The organism is Acinetobacter sp. CY73 (assembly GCF_059515865.1).
On sequence record NZ_JCAKMZ010000031.1, the window covers coordinates 1 to 19,217 of the forward strand.

Annotated in this window: 20 protein-coding genes; 10 read left to right on the forward strand and 10 right to left on the reverse strand. The window is 38.0% G+C overall.

Annotated features, from left to right (window positions below):
* The first annotated feature begins 63 nt into the window (after window positions 1–63).
* Complete coding sequence (ahpF, locus tag AC5YD2_RS13310) at window positions 64–1,629, forward strand: alkyl hydroperoxide reductase subunit F (RefSeq protein ID WP_496126801.1); 1,566 nt, start codon at window positions 64–66, stop codon at window positions 1,627–1,629.
* Window positions 1,630–1,758: 129 nt separating this feature from the next.
* On the opposite strand, the gene AC5YD2_RS13315 is transcribed toward ahpF, so the two are convergent.
* Window positions 1,759–2,424, reverse strand: a complete 666-nt coding sequence (locus AC5YD2_RS13315; protein WP_496126802.1) for an FMN-dependent NADH-azoreductase — start codon at window positions 2,422–2,424, stop codon at window positions 1,759–1,761.
* 69 nt (window positions 2,425–2,493) lie between these two features.
* Here AC5YD2_RS13315 and AC5YD2_RS13320 point away from each other — a divergent pair, with 69 nt between their 5' ends.
* Together AC5YD2_RS13320 and AC5YD2_RS13325 are read left to right on the forward strand one after the other, a co-directional pair.
* On the forward strand, window positions 2,494–3,426 hold the full coding sequence (locus tag AC5YD2_RS13320; RefSeq protein WP_496126803.1) for a LysR substrate-binding domain-containing protein: 933 nt from the start codon (window positions 2,494–2,496) through the stop codon (window positions 3,424–3,426).
* Between the two features lie 193 nt (window positions 3,427–3,619).
* Entirely contained in the window at window positions 3,620–4,543 is a 924-nt protein-coding gene (locus AC5YD2_RS13325; protein ID WP_496126804.1) for a metal-dependent hydrolase, read from the forward strand.
* Window positions 4,544–5,043: 500 nt separating this feature from the next.
* On the opposite strand, the gene AC5YD2_RS13330 is transcribed toward AC5YD2_RS13325, so the two are convergent.
* The 3 genes from AC5YD2_RS13330 to AC5YD2_RS13340 form a co-directional block, all read right to left on the reverse strand.
* Complete coding sequence (locus tag AC5YD2_RS13330) at window positions 5,044–5,298, reverse strand: YfhL family 4Fe-4S dicluster ferredoxin (protein WP_496126805.1); 255 nt, start codon at window positions 5,296–5,298, stop codon at window positions 5,044–5,046.
* Between the two features lie 9 nt (window positions 5,299–5,307).
* Window positions 5,308–6,699: a prephenate-dependent tRNA uridine(34) hydroxylase TrhP gene (gene trhP / locus AC5YD2_RS13335; protein WP_496126806.1), complete on the reverse strand. Its 1,392-nt coding sequence runs from the start codon at window positions 6,697–6,699 to the stop codon at window positions 5,308–5,310.
* A gap of 90 nt (window positions 6,700–6,789) precedes the next feature.
* Window positions 6,790–7,191, reverse strand: a complete 402-nt coding sequence (locus tag AC5YD2_RS13340) for a MerR family DNA-binding protein (protein WP_496126807.1) — start codon at window positions 7,189–7,191, stop codon at window positions 6,790–6,792.
* 77 nt (window positions 7,192–7,268) lie between these two features.
* Between AC5YD2_RS13340 and AC5YD2_RS13345 the strand changes: the two genes are divergently transcribed.
* Window positions 7,269–7,895 (forward strand): cation efflux transmembrane domain-containing protein, encoded by a 627-nt coding sequence (locus AC5YD2_RS13345; RefSeq protein ID WP_496126808.1) that lies wholly within the window; start codon window positions 7,269–7,271, stop codon window positions 7,893–7,895.
* A 52-nt stretch (window positions 7,896–7,947) separates the two neighbouring features.
* Here the strand turns inward: AC5YD2_RS13345 and AC5YD2_RS13350 are convergent, their stop codons facing one another.
* Entirely contained in the window at window positions 7,948–8,733 is a 786-nt protein-coding gene (locus tag AC5YD2_RS13350; RefSeq protein ID WP_496126809.1) for a DUF2071 domain-containing protein, read from the reverse strand.
* Window positions 8,734–8,841: 108 nt separating this feature from the next.
* On the reverse strand, window positions 8,842–9,621 hold the full coding sequence (locus tag AC5YD2_RS13355) for a ferredoxin--NADP reductase (RefSeq protein WP_496126810.1): 780 nt from the start codon (window positions 9,619–9,621) through the stop codon (window positions 8,842–8,844).
* Window positions 9,622–9,726: 105 nt separating this feature from the next.
* Between AC5YD2_RS13355 and tsaA the strand changes: the two genes are divergently transcribed.
* On the forward strand, window positions 9,727–10,449 hold the full coding sequence (tsaA, locus tag AC5YD2_RS13360) for a tRNA (N6-threonylcarbamoyladenosine(37)-N6)-methyltransferase TrmO (RefSeq protein WP_496126811.1): 723 nt from the start codon (window positions 9,727–9,729) through the stop codon (window positions 10,447–10,449).
* A 388-nt stretch (window positions 10,450–10,837) separates the two neighbouring features.
* Window positions 10,838–12,595 (forward strand): type IV pilus assembly ATPase TfpB, encoded by a 1,758-nt coding sequence (gene tfpB / locus AC5YD2_RS13365; RefSeq protein ID WP_496126812.1) that lies wholly within the window; start codon window positions 10,838–10,840, stop codon window positions 12,593–12,595.
* A gap of 39 nt (window positions 12,596–12,634) precedes the next feature.
* Here the strand turns inward: tfpB and AC5YD2_RS13370 are convergent, their stop codons facing one another.
* Together AC5YD2_RS13370 and AC5YD2_RS13375 are read right to left on the reverse strand one after the other, a co-directional pair.
* On the reverse strand, window positions 12,635–13,273 hold the full coding sequence (locus AC5YD2_RS13370; RefSeq protein ID WP_496126813.1) for a hypothetical protein: 639 nt from the start codon (window positions 13,271–13,273) through the stop codon (window positions 12,635–12,637).
* On the reverse strand, window positions 13,273–14,070 hold the full coding sequence (locus AC5YD2_RS13375; protein ID WP_496126814.1) for a hypothetical protein: 798 nt from the start codon (window positions 14,068–14,070) through the stop codon (window positions 13,273–13,275). Before AC5YD2_RS13375 ends, AC5YD2_RS13370 begins: the two co-directional genes overlap by 1 nt.
* Before the next feature lie 136 nt (window positions 14,071–14,206).
* On the opposite strand from AC5YD2_RS13375, the gene AC5YD2_RS13380 reads away from it, so the two are divergent.
* The 3 genes from AC5YD2_RS13380 (at window position 14,207) to AC5YD2_RS13390 (ending at window position 17,009) form a co-directional block, all read left to right on the forward strand.
* Window positions 14,207–14,569: a NirD/YgiW/YdeI family stress tolerance protein gene (locus tag AC5YD2_RS13380; protein ID WP_496126815.1), complete on the forward strand. Its 363-nt coding sequence runs from the start codon at window positions 14,207–14,209 to the stop codon at window positions 14,567–14,569.
* A 300-nt stretch (window positions 14,570–14,869) separates the two neighbouring features.
* A complete protein-coding gene (locus tag AC5YD2_RS13385) occupies window positions 14,870–15,529 on the forward strand; it encodes a response regulator transcription factor (protein WP_496126816.1) in 660 nt (219 codons plus the stop codon).
* Between the two features lie 136 nt (window positions 15,530–15,665).
* Entirely contained in the window at window positions 15,666–17,009 is a 1,344-nt protein-coding gene (locus tag AC5YD2_RS13390; RefSeq protein WP_496126817.1) for a sensor histidine kinase, read from the forward strand.
* Window positions 17,010–17,220: 211 nt separating this feature from the next.
* Here the strand turns inward: AC5YD2_RS13390 and hemP are convergent, their stop codons facing one another.
* Window positions 17,221–17,391 (reverse strand): hemin uptake protein HemP, encoded by a 171-nt coding sequence (gene hemP / locus AC5YD2_RS13395; RefSeq protein ID WP_496126818.1) that lies wholly within the window; start codon window positions 17,389–17,391, stop codon window positions 17,221–17,223.
* A gap of 136 nt (window positions 17,392–17,527) precedes the next feature.
* Between hemP and AC5YD2_RS13400 the strand changes: the two genes are divergently transcribed.
* On the forward strand, window positions 17,528–18,433 hold the full coding sequence (locus AC5YD2_RS13400) for an NUDIX domain-containing protein (protein WP_496126819.1): 906 nt from the start codon (window positions 17,528–17,530) through the stop codon (window positions 18,431–18,433).
* A 101-nt stretch (window positions 18,434–18,534) separates the two neighbouring features.
* On the opposite strand, the gene AC5YD2_RS13405 is transcribed toward AC5YD2_RS13400, so the two are convergent.
* Window positions 18,535–19,086 (reverse strand): tetratricopeptide repeat protein, encoded by a 552-nt coding sequence (locus tag AC5YD2_RS13405; RefSeq protein WP_496126820.1) that lies wholly within the window; start codon window positions 19,084–19,086, stop codon window positions 18,535–18,537.
* Window positions 19,087–19,217 lie beyond the last annotated feature (131 nt).

Genomic DNA, 19,217 nt, shown 5'->3' on the forward strand with positions numbered 1-19,217 from the left:
TTTATAAGATTTGGCTATGATTCATTTATCAAATAAACATTTACTCCTTTGGAGACGTTAGCAATGTTAGATCAAAATACTTCAGCACAACTCAAAACACTTCTTGAACGCCTTGAAAGCCCAATTGAAATCGTGGCAACCTTAAATGGCACAGATAAATCAAATCAAATTAAAGAACTGGTTGAAGAAGTGGCGGCATTGTCTGCACTGGTGACTGCGCGTTTTGACGGAACTAACAGCCGTGCACCAAGTTTCGGAATTGCAAAAGTAGGTGAACAACCACGTGTATTCTTTGCGGGTCTTCCAATGGGTCATGAGTTCACCTCTTTGATCTTGGCCTTGCTACAAGTTTCTGGTTATGCACCGAAAGTTTCTGATGAAGTGTTGGCTCAAATTAAAGACTTAGGCATTAAATCAAACTTTGATGTGTTTGTATCACTCAGCTGCCATAACTGTCCTGACGTGGTTCAAGCCTTGAACTTAATCGCGATCAACAACCCAGGCACTACAGCTACCATGATTGATGGTGCATTCTTCCAAGACGAAGTCGAAGAACGTAAAATCATGGCCGTTCCAATGTTGTTCCAAGATGGCGCACACATCGGTCAAGGGCGTATGACTTTGGAAGAAATCATTGCCAAGTTAGACACCAACGCTGCTGCGAAAGATGCGGAGAAGCTCAATGCCAAAGAAGCCTTTGATGTATTGGTGATTGGGGGTGGTCCTGCGGGCAATACCGCAGCCATCTATGCGGCTCGTAAAGGCATTCGTACTGGGATCGTGGCTGAGCGCATGGGCGGTCAAGTGATGGATACCATGGACATTGAGAACTTCACGTCAGTTCAAAAGACTCAAGGTCCTAAGTTTGCAGCTGAAATGGAAGCACATGTCCGTGAGTATGGTGTCGACATCATGAATCTACAACGAGTGAAATCGATTGTGGGTGCAGACCAAACCACTTACGGTAATGTTGAAGTGACTTTGGAAAATGGTGCAAAACTTGAATCGAAAACCGTGATCCTGTCTACAGGTGCGCGTTGGAGAGAGATGAATGTACCGGGTGAAGCTGAATACCGTACCCGTGGTGTGGCGTACTGCCCACACTGTGATGGTCCACTGTTTAAAGGCAAACGTGTTGCAGTGATCGGTGGGGGTAACTCGGGTGTAGAAGCGGCAATTGACCTTGCGGGTATTGTTGAGCATGTAACCTTGGTTGAGTTTGATACCAAACTACGTGCGGACCAAGTACTTCAAGACAAATTGAACAGCTTACCGAACACCACTGTGATCAAAAATGCCTTATCGACTGAAGTGGTCGGTGATGGCAAACAAGTCACAGCACTAAAATACAAAGACCGTACAACTGATGTTGAGCACACTGTAGAGCTTGCCGGGATCTTCGTTCAAATTGGTTTGTTGCCAAACACGGATTTCTTAAAAGACTCGAAGGTTGAGTTAAGCAATCGTGGTGAGATCATCATCAACGAGCGCAACGAAACCAATGTCAAAGGTGTGTTTGCTGCGGGTGACTGTACCACTGTGCCTTATAAGCAAATCATCATTGCAACGGGTGAAGGTGCAAAAGCGTCTCTGTCTGCTTTTGATTATATGATCCGTTCTGGGCAGTAATGCTTAAACTGCATGGTCAATATCCCAAGGATGTTGACCATGAAACAAATTAAAAAGTATCAGATCTATTTGATACGCTCATTTTACAGGAACTTCGGACGCTAACATCCAAGTTCCTTTTTTTATGCCTTAGAGTTTATTCTTGATTTGTAAATGTTTTACTAGCTCATTCACTTTGGCTTCTGCTTCTAAAATAGATTCAGCGAGCATATCGCCGCCATATTCTTGGTATTCAATTGCGATTTCGTGAAATTGCTGAATCCCGATAAAGTTGAAAGCGGTTTTAATCGAAGGCTCTACATGGTTTTGAAATGGAGCATCATCATCAAAGTCATGTCCACCTCGCGAAGATAAGATCACCATGACTTTGTTATTATTTAATAAGCCAATATAGGGTTGATTAAGTGCTTCATCAAAACGATAGGTGATATTGATACGAACAATATTATCGATATATGCCTTTAGATGCGCTGGCGGTCCAAAGTTATACATCGGTACGCCTACAACAATAATATCTGCCCAATGAAGTTCTTCAATCAATTCATCACTGAGTGCAAGATGCTGTTGTGCTTCAGTTTTAGATTTTGCATAACCAAACTGAGAGATGAGCCATTGTTCATCAATTAACTTAGGGGGATTCTTTCCTACATCACGATGCTTGATTACGCTATCAGCTGCTTTGGATAACCAAGTATTGACAAATAATTCGGTGAGTCTTCTTGTTTGAGATCCATGAGGAACTTGACCTGCAATGCCTGTACGTGGGCTTGCATCAATTCTTAAAATATTTGTCATATGCTTTTACTCGAATGAAAATTTCAGTTCAAGTATGGGATTCAGATCATCAGGTCACAAACGATTAAAATGTATGTTATAACTGAATTTGATTCATCTATAAAAATTAAAACCGCTATGCAAATCCAATATTCCCTTGAGCAATTACTGGCTTTTCAATATGTCGCGGAGCAATTAAGTTTTAAACAAGCTGCGGAGCGTTTACATTTAACACCGACAGCACTCAGTCATAGAATCAAGAAATTAGAGTTAGCTTTAGAGCTCAAATTATTTGAAAGAAGAACACGAAAAATTATTTTGACTGCTGAAGGGGAATTCTTACTTAAACATGTTCAAGCAGGTTTTGCACAGATTCAGCAAGCCATTGACCATCTTCAAACACATAAACAACGATTATTTACGATTACGACGATTCCAACTTATGCAACAGAATGGCTGATTCCCTATTTACCAGAGTTACAAAGGCTTTATCCTGAAGTGATGTTTAGAGTTCATGCCAGCTACGATGTGATGAATATGCATACTGGGCAATATGATCTTGCTATTCGGTATGGTATGGGGGGCTATCAAGATCTCAGATCAAACTTATTGGCGAAAGATGAATATATTGCAGTGAGTCATCCTTCCTTACTCAAAGAGCCAGTTCAATGGGATGCTGTGCCACTGATCCACTTTTCATGGGGAGATGAGTACTGTCCTAAACGTATAAATTGGCAAAAGTGGTATCAACAACAGGATCTACACATTGATTCGTCACAACAACAGGTTTTCTACAATGAAGAGGGTCACGCTATACGAGCAGTATTGGCAGGTCAAGGCGTTGCATTGTTGAGTAAAGTCGCAGTGGCACACTATCTTAAAAATGCAAGCTTAGTTCAGGTCTCTCCATTGGGGCTGGAAGCCTTAGATTATTATTTTGTGAGTCCGCTAAATGTAGATCAATTGACGCTAGACATTGAAGCATGGTGTAGAGAAAAATTGGTGAAAACCTTAGAGATATGAAGAGTTCATAATGATGCGAGTTGTTCATGCTAAATCTATTGCTAATGCATCAGTGTAAGCATGAAGGATTTTAGTTTAGGTTTCAGTTTACGTTTAAGTTGGTCATTATTTCTATTTTTAAAAAAATTAAGCCAATTGCATCTCAAATCATCTGTTTAATATAACTCTAAAATAAAGATAATGAGAGCATGGCTTGAATACTCCTGCAATTAAAATTACCCCGCGTGCTGTTGATTTTAACTTTGATCAATCTTCAATACATTGGATTCCTAATGATCCATTTTCATCGCACACTTATAATGCGATAAATTTGCTTTTACCGGCAGGTGAATTCTGGTTTTGCCGTGTGTTCAATAAAGCATTGAGTTCAATCACTGATCCAAAGTTAGCAGAAGACGTTCGTGCTTTTATTCGTCAAGAGGCCATTCATGCACGTGCCCATATTGTCGGTCAAAAGTTTATGCAAGCGAATGACTATGATTTAGAAAAAGGGTTAAAAACAGCTGAAACTATTTTTGGTCAATTGCTTGCTGATCGTCCTTTTGATTTGTCTATTTTCAATTATAAATGGGTTGAATCACATTGGTTGATCGCACGTGTAGGGATTATTGCTGCCATCGAGCATTTTACGGGGATTATTGGTCAATGGACTTTAGATGAAAGTGGCAATTGGGATAAGCATAATGCTGATCCGGAAATGAGTGATTTGTTTCGATGGCATTTAGCTGAAGAAGTTGAACATCGAAATGTCGCGTTTGACTTATTTCATCATTTGCTCCAAAACAAACTCGGTTTCTATATTTCTCGACAAGTGTTGATGGCTGGCGTATTTCCGATGTTCATCTATTTAATGGTGGATATCGTGAGAAGTCTCGCTCAACAAGACAGCTTGGAAGACATGCAGAAACTTGCAAAAGCCAATATATTCAAAATACTTTGGGAATTACAGCGTACAGGGCGTAAAACTGGAAATGTGCCGACATTTACCTTTTTAGCAAAGTCGGTTTTAAGATGGGTGTCGCCAAGTTATCATCCTGAAACAGAGGGCAATACTGCTCAAGCATTAGCTTATTTTGAAATTTCTCCAGCTGTCAATGCAGCCAAGATGAGACATTAATCGAATTTGTTCATCAGCGATTAGATCTAAGTCTAAATCTTCATACTTTTTTGGATCAAAATAGGCGATTCAGAGAATAGATAAAGAAAAGGTCAGCGTATCCCCACGTACGCTGACCTTTTTCTAAGCTTTTATTGATTTTTATTTTTCATGTTGTAGGAACTTGGGTCGCTGTATCCCAGTTCCTATTCTTATTATCGTTATAAATGAAAGTGTCCCCACGCACTTTCATTTTTCTTTCCTCTTTCATTATTTTTATGCCAGTTATTATTCTTTAACTGGTTTTGACTGCGTTATTGTTCATGTTAAACATGCTTTATTTTAGTTTTCACTTTTCTTCTACTTTCCCTCAGGACGTTATTAAGTGATTATGATCAAAACCTTTCCATTTAATGCAAATCCTATAATGCAATGACCATACCGCATTGCTTAAAACTGAATATAAATCTCTTTAAGTGATAGCTATTTAATCAAATAAAGGTCTTATACATTCAAATAGCCTACGAACCAAACAAACTTAATGATTTAAACTTTTCCAATAACTGAACTTTCGTTTCGACGTGTTCAGGATGTGGAATAATGCACTCAATTGGACAAACATCCACACAAGTTTGGTGTTCATAAAATCCTACGCATTCAGTGCAACGATTTACATCAATTTCATAGACTTTTTCGCCTTCAAAAATAGCTTGATTGGGACATTCAGCGACACACATGTCGCAGTTAATGCATTTGTCAGTAATGAGCAAAGCCATTTTTCAATCCTAAACCGCTTGATAAGCCAAAGATGACGCTGAAATATCAGCAGTAGAATTTGGTAAGTTACGAATAAGCAAGGCGAAATTCATATCAACATCAGCGGGAACAGGGATTTCAACAATATGTCCTGAACCTTTGGCATCTTCAATCAGATTGCCTTTTTTGTCTTTGATCTCAGTTAATGTGAACGTAATATTTCCCGAAGTCGTCATGAGCTCTAAAGAATCACCGACCCGAAAGCGGTTTTTCACATCAATTTTGATGTAATTACCATGACGTTCTAACACTTCACCACAGAAAATTTGATGATCAAAACTGGAGGAGCCGTGTTCATAGTTTTGATACTCGCTATGGACATGGCGACGTAAGAAACCTTCGGTATAACCACGGTTTGCTAAACCCTCTAACTGAGTCATCAGCGCTGGATCAAAACTTTTTCCTGCTAAAGCATCATCTATCGCTTTGCGGTAAATTTGTGCAGTACGGGCACAATAGAAATATGATTTTGTACGACCTTCAATTTTAAGCGAATGCACACCCGCTTTCGTTAAACGATCCACATGCTGTACAGCACGTAAATCTTTTGAGTTCATAAAATATGTACCGTGCTCATCTTCTTCAGCGGCAAACATATCTTCTTGATTGCGTTGTAATAAGACAGGCTGATCAAATTGATGCTGTTGTTGCATGTGCATTTCATCTGCATCTTTTGAGCAACAGTTTGATTCAATATTGTGAACAGGAATCACATCACCCGTTTCATCTTCTTTTGCATCTAAAACTTTGTATTCCCAACGGCATGCATTGGTGCAAGCACCTTGGTTGGCATCACGTTTATTCATGTACCCTGAAAGCATGCAACGACCTGAATACGCCATGCACAGTGCGCCGTGCACAAACACTTCGATTTCCATGTCTGGAACTTGGTTTTTAATTTCTTCAATTTCATCAATGGAGAGTTCACGAGACAAGATGACACGCGTCAGTCCCATGTTTTTCCAAAATTTAACGGTTGCCCAATTCACCGCATTGGCTTGAACTGAAAGGTGAATGTCCATCTGCGGGAAATGTTCACGCACCATCATAATCAGACCTGGATCTGACATGATGAGCGCATCGGGTTGCATAGCAACAACGGGTGTTAAGTCTCGAATGAAATTTTTGAGTTTCGAGTTATGCGGTTGAATGTTGACCACCACATAGAATTTTTTACCTAAATCATGTGCTTCCTGAATGCCAATCGCTAAGTTGTCATGATCAAATTCATTGTTACGAACACGTAAGCTATAACGCGGTTGTCCTGCGTACACGGCATCTGCACCATAGGCAAAGGCATAGCGCATATTTTTAAGTGAACCAGCAGGAGAGAGAAGCTCAGTGACATGTGAAATAGTCATTTCAGTAAAGGCTTAGAAAATTTATGGCTTTATTGTAGGGAACAAAAAAAATGATTCAACCTAGTAAATTAGTCGGTATTCGCATGATTTTTAAGCTTCAAGTCGCTTTAAAATTTCACAGTCCATAATCTGAGTGGATTGATTACATGAAGCGCGTAGTGACTCTAGTTGAGATTTGAAATTATTTAATTCCTTAATTTTTTCAGTAGTTTGCTGAATATGTAGATCAATCATATGATTCACTTCATGACAGCTTTGTTGAGGATTTTGTTCAAGTTCGATCAATCTTTCGATCTCATTTAAGCTTAAATCCAAAGCTCGACAGCGTTTAATAAAAATAATTCGTTTGAGCATATTTTCATCATAGTAACGATAATTGTTATCTCCACGAAAGCTCGGTTGGAGTAATTTCCGTTTTTCGTAAAATCGAATAGTGTCGGTACTCAAGCCACTTAAATTAGCGAATTCTTTAATCAAAAAATATTTTTTCATGAGTGATTGACCTTGGACTTACTCCATAGTTTTGAATAAGACTAATACAAGCAAGATCAATTTAAAAGAGGTCAATTATGGCATGTACTTGTAGTCACGAACCTGTACCACAGAAGCCCAGTAGTCGATTTAGAACTGCACTTTGGATTGCCTTGTGGATCAACGTTACCATGTTCTTTGTGGAGATGATTGGTGGAGCATATGCACACTCTTCAGCACTTTGGGCAGATGCTTTAGACTTTTTCGGCGATGCTGTGAACTATGGGGTTTCACTGGCAGTGCTTGGTGCGAGTTTATATTGGCGTGCAACTGTAGCCTTGATCAAAGGTATTGTGATGGCGACATTTGGTTTAGTCGTCATTGCTAAAGTCATTTATGCATATAGTCTTGGTATTCCACCTGAAGCGATTACGATGGGTGCAATTGGTGTCTTAGCTTTAGTGGCAAATGTCGTGTGTGCATTTTTTCTCTATGCTTTTAGAGATGGAGACTCAAACATGAAGTCTGTATGGCTGTGTAGTCGTAATGATGCCATAGGGAATATTGCTGTGATTTGTGCTGCCATTGGTGTATTTGGCACAGGCAGTATGTTACCTGATTTAATTGTTGCAACGATTATGGCCGTTTTAGGTTTAACGGGCGGATATCAGGTGATTAAGCAAGCACTGGCTGAACGTCAGCAAAATAAAGTCATAGATGTCTGAACAATTCCATTAAAAGAAAATTGAAAACCGAAGTAAAAACTTCGGTTTTTGTTTATAGAATTGTCGGTGGAAGATAAATCGTAAATTCATTGATAGGTTCAATTAATACACTATAAGGTTTAAGTTGATCTTCAAAATTCACGAATCCCATACGCTCTAATAGTTCAAATTTTGCATGCAAAAGTTTGGCAGGTTTTGGCTTTAAACGGTCATGCCAAACTCTATACGTTCCTAATTTTCCATCTAAACGATGATAAAATCCAGCAAGAGGATGAGTTAAGAAAACTTGATAAGTTTCTTGATCTGGAAAGCCTTCAAATTGCCATGAATCTGTTTCTGATTGTTCTAAATGAACCACAGATGCAGCCCAATCGCTTAAAGTTTTCATTTTATATTGAGAGTACAAACCTTCTTCATTTTGAATGCAATCGAATTTAATTGATGCTTTATACCAAGGTAATTGCCATATATAACGTGGTACAGCAACTGTCCATGAATCTAAAGTTGTACCAATAAACCAAACGCAACGTTCTTGAGTTGTTTGATCGATTACATATACGCGATAGTTGGTTTGCCCCATGGTAAAATTAGGGAAAGGATAAACCGCTGAAGTAAAGTCGATATCTATAAATGGTACAACAGACATCAGTGCACAAGTTTTACCTTGATATTCAATCGTGTCTAATTTAAAGCGTTTAGGAATAATATGTTCAAAACGAGTAGGATCAATTGCATATGTAATTAAAGCAAAATGTTGAAGGCTACACTTAACATCTATGCCTTTAGGTTTTGGGCGGGGGTGTAAGTAATGTTCAAAACTAAGATCTGGAAATGTCATGAAGTTTTATATTCTTTATATTTGTGTATTTACCATTCTATGTAAAAACAAAAATATCGTCCAATAAAAAACCGAGCTAATAAGCTCGGTTTTTCAGATATTTAAATCTTATTTTTCTACGAAAGCACGTTCAATCACGTAATCGCCTAGAACGCCCATTTTTGGAGATTCTTTCAGACCGTGTTGGTCAAGAAGTGCGGCAACATCGTCAAGGAAAGCAGGGCTACCACAAAGCATCGCACGGTCAGTTTCAGGGTTGAAACGTGGAAGACCAATCTTCTCGAACAAATCACCAGATTCAATCGCTGTTGTTACACGACCTTGAGTGTGGAAATCTTCACGAGTCACGGTTGGGTAATATACTAGTTTTTCTTTAGCGCCTAACTCACTGAAGAATTCGTGATTTGGAATTTCATTTTCGATTAAGTCTTGATACGCCAACTCAGAGACAAAACGCGTCCCGTGAACCACGATAATTTTTTCAAAGCGTTCATACGTTTCAGGATCACGAATCGTAGAAAGAAACGGTGCAAGACCCGTACCTGAAGAAAGAAGATACAAGTTTTTACCAGGATTTAAATCATCTAGAACCAAAGTACCTGTTGGTTTTTTAGAAACTAAAATCTCGTCGCCTACTTTTACTTTTTGTAAGATCGATGTTAAAGGACCATCTGGAACTTTAATTGAGAAGAATTCAAGTTCTTCTTCATAGTTCGCGCTAGCGATGGAATACGCGCGCATTAAAGGCTTACCATTGACTTCAAGACCAATCATCACAAATTGACCATTTTTAAAACGTAGCGCAGTGTCACGAGTCGTTTTAAAACTGAATAACGTGTCATTCCAGTGGTGAACGTGAGTAATCTTTTCGACGTTGAAAGCAGCCATTAAAGGTCTCAATAAATTATCAAATTAGAACAGCTTACTATTCTAATCTAAAATCATTCTCGATAAACTGAATATATTTAATTGAACTTATCAGAAAAAGTGATTATGACTGAAGTAAAAATGCCAATAATCGGGTATACAAGATCTCCTTACCGTGAAAAGTTTGGAATTCCACGGCAACCGAATTTGGTTCAAGTGGAATCCTTCATCGAAATGGTTGAGCCTTATAACGATTTATTGGCTTTTGAAGGGATTAATGAGTTCAGTCATCTTTGGCTGATTTGGCATTTTCATGAGAATAAAAATCTGCATACTGAAAATAAATTCAGACCACAAGTTCGCCCACCGCGTTTGGGTGGGAATCAGAAAATAGGGGTGTTTGCGACACGTAGTATGTATCGACCATCACCGATGGGATTGTCTGTGGTTCAGCTCAAAGAGGTCAAAAAAGTCGGTAAATCTGTACGTGTCTATGTTACGGGGAGTGATTTGTTAGATGGTACGCCTATCTTAGACATTAAGCCTTATATTCACTACTCTGATGCTGTGATAGATGCTCAAAGTGGTTATGCACAGCAACAGCCGATCCGTAAAGAAGTGATATGGTCTGAAGAAGCGATCTTGCAACAACAGTTACTCGTACAAATGAAGCAACTCAGTTTGCAAAATATTGCAGAACTTGAAGCGGTTCTATCACTCGACCCGCGACCTGCTTATCAACATGATGAAACAAGAGTCTATGGAATGTTATTTGCAAATTTGAATGTCAAATTCAGTGTAAGCGCTGAACATATTCAAATTTTGGACATTGTATATACTCAGCTTTAACTGAAAATTTCTCTCAGTGACTAAGGTCAATATTCTTTAATTAATGACGTTTATCATTTAGACGTGGAGTTAAGGTTTTAGGGTATCACCAACTTCTTTGGCATAGTCACTTCACTTCACTTCACTTCACTTCACTTCACTTCACTTCACTTCACTACGCCAAGCTAAGCTATGACGATGTATTTGTTCAAAATCACCTTGGTTTAAAATATACATTTTGATCATAAGCATAGGTTTTTAACTTAGATTAATCTGATGACGGTTTAGAATGAGGCGTAGGATATTTGAACTTAAAGATATCTATGCAAATTAAAGATATCTATGCAAATGGTTTTATTGTATCTCCAACAATTTGTTATAGTTTGCATAAGTTTTGGGGCGAATAAAAATGAACTTTAATTTTGAAATAGATACAACATGGTGTTTAGAACAATTACAACGCGATGGGCGTATTTCTGAACGCGATAAATTATTAGTTCAAACCACACATCGTCAAAGAGAACAGTTGAAATGGCACCCATTACAGTGGATAAGCCATTTTAATTTAAGTGATCAGGCACAACCTGAAAAGCGTTTGACCTTATCTACACTGTGTCAATGGTTGTCGCTTAAAACAAATATTCCTCTATACGTGATTGACCCACTAAAAGCAGATGTTGCAGCTTTAACCGCTGTCATGTCACAAGAATTTGCGGTTAAAAATAAGATTCTGGCTGTTGAAGTCACAGCGGATAAGGTATTGATTGGAACTGACCAACCTTATATTGGGGATTGGCTAAACAATCTGCAACAAAGTTTAAGCCCCAAAAAAATTGAAAAAGTCTTACTCAGCCCTGAGCAACTACAACGTTATCTGATTGAATATTATCAAGTCAGTCGTGCTGTAAATTCATCACAAAATTCATCTGCTTATGACCGTGAAAATAAAGGTGTGGAAGCGTTATTACAATTGGGGGATACACAAAACCCAGACGCCAATGATCAGCACATTGTTAAGCTGGTCGATTGGGTACTCCAATTTGCTTTTGAGCAAGGCGCGAGTGATATTCACCTTGAACCGCGTAAAGAAAAAGGCAAAGTGCGTTTTCGTATCGACGGCGTATTACATACGATTTACAACATGCCTGCAAATACACTGACTGCGGTCATTTCACGCATTAAAATTTTAGGTCGCATGAATGTCGCAGAAAAACGCCGTCCTCAAGATGGTCGCTTAAAAACACGTACGCCTAAAGGTCAAGAAACAGAGCTTCGTTTATCGACGTTGCCGACAGCTTTTGGCGAAAAGTTAGTGATGCGTATTTTTGATCCTGAAGTGTTAGTTCGAAGCTTTAAACAGTTAGGTTTTGGCGATAAATTACTGAATCAATGGAATGAAGTAACCAAACACAGTCATGGCATTATTTTGGTGACTGGCCCAACAGGTTCGGGTAAAACCACCACCTTGTATTCGTCTTTAAAACAGCTCGCGACTGAGCAAGTCAATGTTTGTACTATTGAAGACCCAATTGAAATGATTGAACCCAGTTTTAATCAGATGCAAGTGAATACGGGCATTGATTTAGGTTTTGCAGATGGTGTTCGATCACTGATGCGCCAAGACCCAGACATTATCATGGTCGGGGAGATTCGTGATGCAGATACAGCGAATATGGCGATCCAAGCTGCATTAACTGGGCATTTGGTTTTATCGACCTTACATACCAATGATGCGCCTTCGAGTTTGACACGTTTGCATGATTTGGGTGTACAGCCATTTTTAACCTCAGCAACGATTCTGGGAATATTGGCTCAGCGTCTAGTACGTCAGCTTTGTCCACTTTGTAAAGAGATGGGCAATATTGATGCTCAACAATGGGAACATTTGACCTTTGATTATGTGATGGAAATGCCAAGTCAGATCTATCAAGCTAAGGGTTGTGAAGCCTGTCGACATACAGGTTATAAAGGGCGCATCGGTATTTATGAGTTTATGCCTGTCACTTTAGACACCAAGCAAAAAATTAGCTCAAATGCGACTTTGGATCAACTCCGCCAACAAGCGAAGAAAGAAGGCGTTGAACCTTTGCGAATCGCTGGCGCACGTAAGGTTTTGGCAGGGCAAACCACATTAGAAGAAGTATTAAGGGTTGTGCCATTAAATTAGATGTTTTGAAATGACCAAAGTTAATGTGGTGAGTACTCATTAACCACATTTTTGTTTTGAAATTAATTCTTTGATTAAGTTATTTTCATTGTCTCTGAATGTTGAAAATTCTTTTTTTCCTAATGAATAGTCTTTTGAAACATGACAATTTTCTTCACCATCAGCTGAAGAGTAAACATAGGATTCATTTACGATATAGGCTTGATTGGTTTTAGGTGAAAAACGAATTTTAAAATTGCCTATTGAATTAGCTAATGCATGATTTTTGCCTTCACGACCAACATCTAAGACGAGATATTTATTATCATCTGTTCTAAAAAAAGTCGTATCCACATTTTGGATATAATCAATATCCTCATCAAGTGCTTTTAAAAGGAGTGAATTCTTAGCAATCAATTTCCATTGTTTTTGATCCTGATTCTGCAAAATATATATTTTTCTAGGGTATTTGTATAATTTAGTAAAATCATAGTTTAATTGTTGAGCATCTTTAGATGCCATGGAAACAATCACGGCATCTAAAGCTTTGGAATCTGTAAGTGGTCCGTAAGTAATCGATAAAACAGTTTCTCCTTGTGCAATGAATTTTTGAATATCTTGCGGAACATAGACGTAATTTTGGGCGTGGTTTGTTTTACTTAGGAGTAAGATTGAGAGTGCTAAGATTAATTTATACATTACTCTTCTATCTCCATATGTGTTTCTTCAGAAATTCTTGGAGTTGAATAATGTTGAGGGTTTAAATTTACTGTATCTGCAAATTGAGGATGTTCAATATAGAAGTTATCAATGGTGATGATGTTTTTTCTATCAGCAGGAAGTTCCCACGTGCGGTTCAGGATATTGTAGTATTCATTTGGTTTGTTCTCTTCATTTTTATATGAGTGGACAAATGCTCCTTCATACACGAGATTATTTAAATCATTGTCCCAAATAAACCTGATTGCATAACCATACTTTTTAAAAGATTGCATAAGGTTAAAACCACCTGTTGCATTACGTAAACTATGGTCAGATGTCGGTATCCCAATTTGGCTTTTTTTGGGATAATAAATTAAATTGTCAGTCCCAATACTGTAAAAGTCATAGTAGGAGCTTTTGATACGTTCATCTTCATTTCGAAATAAATAATAATATTCATTATAAAGTTTCCAATTCTCCCCATTGCCTAAGAATATTTTTAAGGTTCGGTGTTGAGGTAGTCTGTTTTGTTGTTTGGCTAGCTTTAATTCACTGTTTGAAACTGTTGCTAAAACAACATCCCAATATTGATCTTGATTTACATGTCCAACACTAAAATCAACAATAAACTCCTGAGTGCTCACGAGTTTTTTAATTTCTAGAGGCAAATGCCTATTTTTCACAAACTCATAATAATTATAAACCTGAGATGCATAACTGAAATGAGAGGATAAATTCAATATAATCAATAGTATTGAATATTTAAAAAAACTTAATGGGAATTTTATTTTCATTATTAGAATTTTAATTACGAATTGAATTTAGTTTAACATTTTATTTAATCAAAAAAGCATTGTCTTAAGATTCACCTCATCTTGCTTTGTTTTAATAGCTTCATCAAATAGACAAACAACACAAGAGGTAAATCACATGAACTTATTTTCTAAAACGTTGATGACTACAGCTTTAATTGGTGCAACGACTTTTGCAATGGCGAATACCACAGTGAACCAAGGGGCGATTGCACCAACCACGACACAGTCGGTTAAACATGCATTGACGTTGAAAGATGATAACAAAGTGAAATTAAAAGGGTATATCGTGAAGTCAGTGGGTGATGAAAAATATCAATTCCGCGATAACACAGGAACGATCACTGTCGATATTGATGATGAATTATGGCAAGGTAAACCAATCTCTGCAAAAACACCTGTGACTATCGTTGGTGAAATCGATGTCGATTACAAACCGACTAAGCGTGTCGAGGTTGATGTAGATCAAGTCGTATTTTAAGCGCTAAGTGGCTGTTTAAACTGATGGTTTAAATTTGCAGATTAAAATGAATGCTAATTCTACGACATGATGAACGATAACCTTCAATAAGAATCGTTCATCAATTGAAGCCACATATCCTGATATGTGGTTTTTCATATTTAGGTGCTTCTAAGTCTTACTCAAGCTCTTTAATACTCAGGCTTGTGAATTTGAGGTAAGTCCTAAATCTTTGTAGCATGAATAAAGTAGACCTGAGATACATGCTATGTTAAAGACTTAAACGCATCTAAAAAACATAACGATATTGGATCATGAAACATGCGCATTTTAATGGCTGAAGATGATATTTCTCAAGCTGAAAGTATTAAGTCGTGGCTAGAGATGGATGGTTATAGTGTGGACTGGGTAGAGCGAGGTGATCACGCCATTCTCGCATTAGAGCAACATCAATATGATTGCTTATTACTTGATCGTGGCTTACCTAAAGCATCGGGCGATGAAATTTTAAAAGCGCTTCGTGCCAAACAATCAGATGCACCCGTGATTTTTATTACCGCACGCGACAGTATTAACGATCGAGTGGATGGCTTAGATTTAGGGGCAAATGACTATTTGGTCAAGCCCTTTAGCTTGGAAGAGTTATCTGCTCGCGTCCGCAGTCAGCTACGCCAGAAGCAATCTGTGATTTCACATCAGATTCACTATGCGAACTTAATTTTAGATACTCAAGCAAAGACTGTGTTGATGGATGGTCAAGCTGTCAACCTCACAGCAAAAGAGTTTCAAATATTATATAAACTCATGCAAAAACCAGAGTATGTGCTGACTCGTGAACAACTTGAAGAATCACTGTATGCATGGGGCGATGAAATTGAAAGCAATGCGATTGAGGTGTTTATTTATCAATTACGTAAAAAAATTGGAGCTAAGCGGATCAAAACATTACGTGGGCTAGGTTATAAAATGAATCAAGAATAAGTCCTTTTGTAATCTAAATTGGATTCAATGATGGTTTAGAGCTTTGATCTATAAACCTTTTAAATTCCAAGTTTGTTAGTTTTTTAAGTTTGTCTTTTTTTCATAGGTCATGATGATGATGCCGAAAGGTGCTGAAATGCCGAAAAGATCTGCAGTTTCTCTACAACATAAACTGGTCAAAACGTCGGTTTTGAGTTCTGTGCTTGCAGGGCTGATTGCATTGACTTTGCTCTTTGCGCTTACGATTTACCAAACCATGACCATTCAAGATGAAATTATGGATGAGATTTCAGATATGTTGTTGGTTGCTGATTTGAGCAGTCGTTCAGGATCTGAAGTAGATGAACTCAGTGAGCAATTCGAAATACAGTATCAACTGTTTTATCAGCAAAATTTATTAACCCAATCCAATGAGTTCGACCCTCAATGGAATCAAAGCTATCCCATCTTTTTTCAGCATGACCATTTGGGATTAGCTTGGATTGATGGAGCTTTGGTACGTGTTTATAGCATGACTAATGATGATCAAACCTTGAAAATGTATCAACCGATTAAGGTTCGGTTTCATGCTGTACTGGAAAGTGTTTTAAGTTTCGCGGTCATTCTGTTGATCTTGTGGTTGTTACAATGGTTAATCTTATATTTTTCAGTTAAAAAACAATTCAAATCGATTCATCGATTATCTCGCGATATCTCAGAAAAAACAGCGCAGGATTTAACACCTATTGTTCAAGATCAACCTGAATTTAAAGAGCTTCAACCGATGGTCAAGCAACTCAATCAGATGCTGATGCGCTTAGATCTATCATTACTAGCAGAGCAACGTTTCACTTCAGATGCCTCGCATGAACTGCGCTCTCCGCTCTCCGCCATTCAAATGCGTTTACAGCTCCTCAAGCGTAAATATCAGAATGAAGGAATTTCCAACGATTTAGATCAAATTCAAGTGGATGTAAGTCGTGGAACGAGTGTTCTTGAAAATTTATTACTTTTGGCTCGCTTAGATCCAAGTCAACAAGATTCTCTACCGCGTACTCATGTTGATCTGAAGCTAGTCATCATTGATGTATTGAAAGCCTTAGAACCTTTTTCCAATGCAAAAAATATCCGTGTGGATTTGAATGTTACATCAACGATTATTCGAGCCAATTCAGAGCTGATTTTCAGTTGTGTACGCAATATTATCGACAATGCCATTCGTTATAGCACTGAAAATGGCTTGATCCATATTGGTATAGAACAACATCAAGAAACTGCCAAAGTTATCGTGCGAAATAATGGTGAACCCGTTTCAGAAGAAACCATCACGCGTATGGGGGAGCGCTTCTACCGTGAGCTAGGGACGAAAACTCAAGGTTCAGGTTTAGGGCTATCAATATGCAAAAAAATTATTGAACTGCATCAGGGCAGTATAGAGTTTAATCATCCGTCTCAAGGTGGACTAGAAGTGATTGTTCATCTACCAAAAGGTTTTGAATGAATTGAAATAGTTTGGCCGTAAAATTCTAACTCTATTGTTTGATAATTTTAAGATTTGAATATGGATTGAATGCTTGAAAATCAATGGAATATGTATTCCAACAGGGAATTGATATTAAGAATAAAAAGTGAGGTTCAATGACTAAAAAGCAGTATGCGCTGATTCATACTGCTTATTTCCACGATTATTATTATGGTGCTTATTCTAATTTTTATTTGGTTAGAATGAGTCGGTTATTGCGGGTCAAACGCAGTCGGTACTCTTCGCCTGCATGCATGATTCTGATTTCACGTCCAAGTGAAAAAAGGTTGTTGGAATGAAGCATGGGTAATGCTTGGTGAGATTCAGTATTACGGGTAAATAAGCTAAATGGTGCGTTCATTCCGTCGACTCCGTGGTATATTGGGGAACGGTTTAAATGATAATCATTATCGAATAGACCTGTCAATGATAATTATTATTATTTATAAAAAAACTAAAATTGCTTACAATTCGTTAAACGTTCGAAGTGTCTGATCATGAATAAACCGATTGTAAATGTGGCTATAGGCATTCTTCTGCACCAATCCAAAGTGTTGATTGGGTGGCGAAAAGCTCAACAACATCAAGGAAATAAACATGAATTCCCAGGGGGAAAGGTTGAGTCAGGTGAAACGCCTGAACAAGCCTGTACTCGAGAGGTATTTGAAGAAGTCGGGATCCGTATTCAAGATTGGCATAGTTTTGATGTCATATGTCATGAATATGAAGATATTCATGTACACCTACATTTATTTCATGCAAGTGTAAAAGATGAGCAACTTCAACAGATTCAAAAACCATGGACATGGTATGAGCGTTCGCAGTTGAGGCAGTTGAATTTCCCGAAAGCCAACGATGCGATTATTGAGAGATTGGATTGGTTGCATTTGATTAAGGTGAGCAACCAACTTTTAGATGTACATGCGCAGGCATCTGATTCACTGATGTATCTTCGACAAAGTGGTGAAGCTTCAGCAGATCTTATTTTAGAAATCGAGAATCTCTCAGCTGAGAAATTAAATCATTTAATTTTGAATATTGATCTATGGAAACAATTATCACCAATTATTCAAAAAAAAATCTCAGCGGTGCACTACAAACAAGATCAATTGATGAACTTGAGTCATTCAGATCGCATTATCGGCATAAGAACAATTGCGGCTTGTCATGATGTGTTCAGTCTAGAGCGAGCAGAACAGCTTGGATTTGATGCGGTTATTTTGAGCCCTGTACTTCAGACAGCAACTCATCCTGATACAAAGCCTTTAGGGTGGGAGCAATTTCAGACATTCGTGAAGAATGTCAATATTCCTGTGTTTGCTTTAGGAGGATTGAGTCCCTGTGATCTTACAATTGCCCAAGCGCATGGCGCATATGGTGTAGCAGGAATCAGTCAATTCTAATCAAACGAATGGTAATTGAGTTGAATCAATTAAATTAAAATACGTTCAATAAGCTTCAATTAAAAAAAGTTAAATTCAGCTCCACTTAAAGCAAAACAAACTTAATAAGATTGAAGCTTGTTTTGTGCTTCTTGGATCAGTTGAGGCTTCTTTTGTAGCTGGCCTGATTTTAAAATCACCATCCAAAGTTGTCGTTTCATTGCATCTGTTTGCGCATAACTCAAACCACGACGTGCAAGCGACTCTGCATTTTTTGCCTGATTTTTATGATTGGCAATCATGGCTAAGTACATGAAAGCTTCAGAACTTTGTGGGGCTAGTCGTTGCGCATTTAAAGCATTTTTTTCAGCTTCATCCCATTTGGCTTGCTTAAATGCATGATGCGTATTTTTAATCAATTGCTGATAGGCGGGTAGATTACGACCATCATCAAAGCGCTGTTGCGACTGTTGTGTAGGAATAACAATTTTTTCACGTTGAATCTCTGGGCGGTCATACGGCGTGATTTTAATGCCATCAGGTGTCGTGACACTTTTTTGCTGTTCTTGAGTTTTTTCAGATGATTTTGCAGGTGATTGAGTATGTGGCGGTGCCATTTGACAAGCAGCCAAGAGTATTGCGGTTAATGTAATGACACTGAATTGACGTAACATAATGGAGCACTCTTTAGTATCAAGCTAAAAAAATCATGAGGAAAATAAAAACGCCTCAACCATAATATAAATGAGGGTTGAGGCGCAAAATTTTCACTAAATTTTACATTTAAGCGAAGTCTATATAGACC

Excerpts from the sequence above, each read along its gene's own strand:
- ahpF (WP_496126801.1), top strand. The coding sequence starts at position 64 with ATGTTAGATCAAAATACTTCAGCACAACTCAAAACACTTCTTGAACGC.
- AC5YD2_RS13315 (WP_496126802.1), bottom strand. The coding sequence starts at position 2,424 with ATGACAAATATTTTAAGAATTGATGCAAGCCCACGTACAGGCATTGCA.
- AC5YD2_RS13320 (WP_496126803.1), top strand. The coding sequence starts at position 2,494 with ATGTATGTTATAACTGAATTTGATTCATCTATAAAAATTAAAACCGCT.
- AC5YD2_RS13330 (WP_496126805.1), bottom strand. The coding sequence starts at position 5,298 with ATGGCTTTGCTCATTACTGACAAATGCATTAACTGCGACATGTGTGTC.
- trhP (WP_496126806.1), bottom strand. The coding sequence starts at position 6,699 with ATGACTATTTCACATGTCACTGAGCTTCTCTCTCCTGCTGGTTCACTT.
- AC5YD2_RS13340 (WP_496126807.1), bottom strand. The coding sequence starts at position 7,191 with ATGAAAAAATATTTTTTGATTAAAGAATTCGCTAATTTAAGTGGCTTG.
- AC5YD2_RS13345 (WP_496126808.1), top strand. The coding sequence starts at position 7,269 with ATGGCATGTACTTGTAGTCACGAACCTGTACCACAGAAGCCCAGTAGT.
- AC5YD2_RS13350 (WP_496126809.1), bottom strand. The coding sequence starts at position 8,733 with ATGACATTTCCAGATCTTAGTTTTGAACATTACTTACACCCCCGCCCA.
- AC5YD2_RS13355 (WP_496126810.1), bottom strand. The coding sequence starts at position 9,621 with ATGGCTGCTTTCAACGTCGAAAAGATTACTCACGTTCACCACTGGAAT.
- tsaA (WP_496126811.1), top strand. The coding sequence starts at position 9,727 with ATGACTGAAGTAAAAATGCCAATAATCGGGTATACAAGATCTCCTTAC.
- tfpB (WP_496126812.1), top strand. The coding sequence starts at position 10,838 with ATGAACTTTAATTTTGAAATAGATACAACATGGTGTTTAGAACAATTA.
- AC5YD2_RS13370 (WP_496126813.1), bottom strand. The coding sequence starts at position 13,273 with ATGTATAAATTAATCTTAGCACTCTCAATCTTACTCCTAAGTAAAACA.
- AC5YD2_RS13375 (WP_496126814.1), bottom strand. The coding sequence starts at position 14,070 with ATGAAAATAAAATTCCCATTAAGTTTTTTTAAATATTCAATACTATTG.
- AC5YD2_RS13380 (WP_496126815.1), top strand. The coding sequence starts at position 14,207 with ATGAACTTATTTTCTAAAACGTTGATGACTACAGCTTTAATTGGTGCA.
- AC5YD2_RS13385 (WP_496126816.1), top strand. The coding sequence starts at position 14,870 with ATGCGCATTTTAATGGCTGAAGATGATATTTCTCAAGCTGAAAGTATT.
- AC5YD2_RS13390 (WP_496126817.1), top strand. The coding sequence starts at position 15,666 with ATGCCGAAAAGATCTGCAGTTTCTCTACAACATAAACTGGTCAAAACG.
- hemP (WP_496126818.1), bottom strand. The coding sequence starts at position 17,391 with ATGAACGCACCATTTAGCTTATTTACCCGTAATACTGAATCTCACCAA.
- AC5YD2_RS13400 (WP_496126819.1), top strand. The coding sequence starts at position 17,528 with ATGAATAAACCGATTGTAAATGTGGCTATAGGCATTCTTCTGCACCAA.
- AC5YD2_RS13405 (WP_496126820.1), bottom strand. The coding sequence starts at position 19,086 with ATGTTACGTCAATTCAGTGTCATTACATTAACCGCAATACTCTTGGCT.